The 3,824-nt window shown below is 38.8% G+C and carries 3 protein-coding genes; 1 reads left to right on the forward strand and 2 read right to left on the reverse strand.

Translation table 11 applies throughout. The features are described from left to right. Positions 1-63: 63 nt before the first annotated feature. Both FFR48_RS26165 and FFR48_RS26170 read right to left on the reverse strand, forming a co-directional pair. Complete coding sequence (locus FFR48_RS26165) at positions 64-513, reverse strand: YlqD family protein (RefSeq protein WP_096568038.1); 450 nt, start codon at positions 511-513, stop codon at positions 64-66. 38 nt (positions 514-551) lie between these two features. Next, entirely contained in the window at positions 552-2,552 is a 2,001-nt protein-coding gene (locus FFR48_RS26170) for an AMP-dependent synthetase/ligase (RefSeq protein ID WP_137669371.1), read from the reverse strand. 844 nt (positions 2,553-3,396) lie between these two features. On the opposite strand from FFR48_RS26170, the gene FFR48_RS26175 reads away from it, so the two are divergent. Beyond that, positions 3,397-3,579 carry a hypothetical protein gene (locus FFR48_RS26175; protein ID WP_137669372.1) on the forward strand — a complete coding sequence of 61 codons (183 nt, stop codon included), beginning with the start codon at positions 3,397-3,399 and terminating at the stop codon, positions 3,577-3,579. The last annotated feature ends 245 nt before the right edge of the window (positions 3,580-3,824 follow it).

The following is a 3,824-nucleotide window of genomic DNA, read 5'->3' on the forward strand; positions in this document are numbered from 1 at the left end:
CCAGTCCCCAGTCCCCAGTCCCCAGTCCCCAGTCCCCAGTCACCAGTCCCCAGTCCCCAATAACTAAACATCTCCGCGAATTTCTTCGACTACACCATCACGGAGGACAATTTCAACTTGCATTTTACTAATGAGGTTGTCTCCAGTTTCTATCTTGAAAAAGCCTTCCATTTGAAATTGGTTAACTTCTTGATCTAACTCCAGATACTGCACTTGCTGAAGGTTTTGTAGTAATTGGTTTTTTTGCTCTAGCAGTTCACTTTTCTTTTGATTAACCTGAAGTTGGATATTGTCAATTTGTTGTATGGTTTGGGGTCCTGGTGGTTGTAAACTCTGTTTTTGAATGGCGGTTATTGCTCTTTGTCCTTCGATGTCTAGCTGTTGCAGTTGCTGATCTAGTTGGTTGATCTGCGCTTGCAGTTGCTGTTGTACTTCCTCTTTCCAAAGAGGAGTAACAATAGCTTTGACGTTAACGACGCGCTTTAAAAGTAATTGAGGGTTGGATACATCCATAAAAATTTTACGTTCACTCTGATAGTTTGCAAGTGGAGTTATTTGGCAAACATTCCGTCAATAATATCTCGATATCGTTCCATGACAACGTGACGACGAATTTTTAAGGTTTGTGTCATCATGCCATTTTCAATGGAAAAGGGTTCGAGAATTAGTGTGAATTGTCCAATTCTGTCATCGGCTCTGTAACCTGGACGGTTTTTGACTTCCCGATTCAGTTCCTGCCGATATAAATCCTGAATTATTTTACTCTCTAAGTCAATTTTTTGACTGGTTGAGCCAGTATGATCATCTTGGGTGCTTAATTTCAAATTCTGACTTTCTGCCCATTTTTCTAAGGCTTCCAGGTTGGGAACAATTAAAGCTCCTAAACTGCGCTCGTCTTGTCCTACGAGCATAATTTGATCAATATAGGGCGATCGCAAACAAGCATCTTCTATCGGTTGCGGTTCAATATTTTCCCCATTTGTCAAAACAATTGTATCTTTAGCCCTACCAGTCAGCACCAAATCATTTTGAGGTGTCACCCAGCCCAGATCACCGCTATCAAACCAACCTTCCGCATCTATGACTTTTTTTGTCGCTTCCGGATTTTTGTAATATCCTTGCATCACTTGTGGTCCTTTGAGCAACACCAAACCTCGTTTTCCTGCTGGTAAGGGTTGTCTCGTTTCTGGATCAACTATTCTAACTTCTGTTCCCGGTATTGGTTGCCCTGATGAACCCCGCAAATTTCGCCACGGACGACGGGCGTTTGTTACTGGTGAGGTTTCTGTTAAACCATACCCTTGTAAAATCTCTACACCAATAATTTCAAAAAAGTTGTCTATATGTCGGGGTAGCGCCCCACCACCACTAATGACTTGTTTTATTCTGCCCCCTGTGGCTTCTCGCACTTTAGCATAAACTAATTTTTCTCCCAGTGCTTGAAACGGTGACAAGGCTAATTTTACTATTTTCGCCCCTATTCGCTCCATATCTGAGGCATTAACATGATCTAAACTCAATCCCTGGGCAATGCGTCGCGCTGTGATATATTTCTGGCTCATGTCCAGTAAAAATTTAATCAGCTTTTGTTTATTGGCTGGTTGGCTGCGGAACTGCTTTTGTACTCCTTCATAAATTGATTCCCACAACCGGGGTACAGCAATCATGAAATTAGGTTTAAATTCTTTCAGGTCTTCTTTAACTGAACGTAAGTTTGTATAAACTTGTGTACAACCTTGAGAAAGTAAAAAATACTCTCCACTGCGTTCATAACTATGCCATGTCGGCAGAATGCTAAGGACTATATCTCCTGGTTGTGGTTGAACTATAGTTCCCAAGGTCTTGACTTGGTGCAGCAAATTTTTATGAGAAAGCATCACACCTTTAGGTTTGCCTGTAGTCCCAGAGGTATAAATTAAGGTTGCCAAGGCATCACCGCTGGGTTTATTTGCTACTAAAGTTTGGTTGCTACCAATGTCTAGTAATTGGGTAAAATTGAGCAGTTGATAATTTTCTGCTGTTGGTGGTGTTTCATCAGAAAGTAAGACTACGAATTTAATCGGTAAGTCTTGCAAACCAGCTTCTAGTTTTTTGAATGTCTTGATATCTTCAACTACCAGCCCCGTACTACCACTATTGGCGATAATATATAGTAATTCTTCCCTTTCAGCTTGGGCGCTACGCACTGCGTTTACTGCTCCCGCGGTCATGATCCCTTGATCAGCAATAAACCAGCGCGGACTGTTATCTGCTATCAGGGAAATGCGTTGTCCAGTGCTAGATGTTTCATCCTCACCCATATTCACCCCTAAAACCTGCAAACCCGCTGCAAATCGTTGAATTTGTAAGGATAGCTGAGAATAGGTAATCTTTACTTCGGGTTTTGCGTGGGGGTTATGCAAGGCAACAATATTACCAAATTTCCTGGCAGCCAAAGTCCATATTTCTGGCAACGACTCAACATTTGTGTAATCTGCCAAACTTTGCAATGCTCGGTATTCTCGCTCAGTGACGTTGGATAAAAAAGAGGAATCAGGTTGTATTTTTGACATAGCACTTAGTTGTTTAGTGTTTAGTGTTTAGTAAATTTGTGATTTTTCTAATAACAGTATTAGATATCAGCTTTCCTGACTGTGTATGACAGTAGCACAATTTCCACAGTTCTATTGACCAAACCTTATGCTAAACTAAATTTATATAGATTAAATGCAATGGTTCTTTCTTGGTATAGTTCCATGTATTTTACTGCGTCAGCTACCCAATGACCAATTCATAGTTACTAATTCATAATTCTTAATTCTCTCAAACCTATTTGCATAAGTCAAAAAACCAGGTTGCTCTACAGTCTAGAGATGATGAATTATGAATTATTGCTGCCTAATTTCTGAAGGAGGTGATTAGCTATAGGTTTAATTGAGGCATTATTAATTACTCTCATCAATGCTTTTGCTTGTCTAGCTTTGCCCAAGTTTCTATCTATGCTGTCGTCTTGCAAAACCAAACTACCTAAACCTTCACTGATAGATTCTCGATTGAATACAGCTAAAGTAGAAGTTACGAGTTTTCCCTATTGTACAGTTTACCATTTGACTGGTAGCCAATTTTGTAAATTTAGCCCTCAATTTTGTTCTCGGTGTTCTCCTGGCTGGGGAGAATAAATAGCTTATTTAGCTTATTTAGCTTATTTGGTTTGGGGAAAGGTTAAAGGTTTTTGCTTTTTCCTTTACCTCTTCCTCTGAATTTTAAGTTTTTTAAAGTTATAATTAGTTATGTAAAGTATTTGATTTATTTATATACAGCAAAAGAAATTCAAAATCGAATAATTGCCCTAAGATCAAAGTTATAGTTCATACTAGATCAGACCAGCAACCAAGTTTCACAAAGGGAGAATGATCTATGAGTTTAATAGATGGCATACTTATAACTTTGTTAAATACGGTTGTCTGTTTGGTTTTACCTAAATTTTTATCTGTCATACTTCCTGTGAAAAAGACGCAAATAAATCAGGAAGAACAAAAGATTACTGAGATGACTGTCCCTACATCAGAACATATTCCAGAAATTCCCAGTTTTTTTTAAGATAGACAACGCTTGATTAAATTAGTTGTTAAGATAAAAAACAGCGTATTTTATCTGATTGAGGTACACCTGTGGCAAACAAGATTCCCGTACCACAATATTTTCAAGATTCAATGTTGTAAGCTGTTGTGCAGCTAGATTGTATAATAGGGAATTAAGTAACTAAGCGATCGCTTCTGAATTATGCCAGCAAAAAACCATCTGTCTCAAGAACAGAGAGAAAAGCTCTTAAAACACCTAAAAGA

This window comes from Sphaerospermopsis reniformis (genome assembly GCF_005402885.1).
Classification (GTDB): Bacteria; Cyanobacteriota; Cyanobacteriia; order Cyanobacteriales; family Nostocaceae; genus Sphaerospermopsis; species Sphaerospermopsis kisseleviana.

Excerpts from the sequence above, each read along its gene's own strand:
- FFR48_RS26165 (WP_096568038.1), bottom strand. The coding sequence starts at position 513 with ATGGATGTATCCAACCCTCAATTACTTTTAAAGCGCGTCGTTAACGTC.
- FFR48_RS26170 (WP_137669371.1), bottom strand. The coding sequence starts at position 2,552 with ATGTCAAAAATACAACCTGATTCCTCTTTTTTATCCAACGTCACTGAG.
- FFR48_RS26175 (WP_137669372.1), top strand. The coding sequence starts at position 3,397 with ATGAGTTTAATAGATGGCATACTTATAACTTTGTTAAATACGGTTGTC.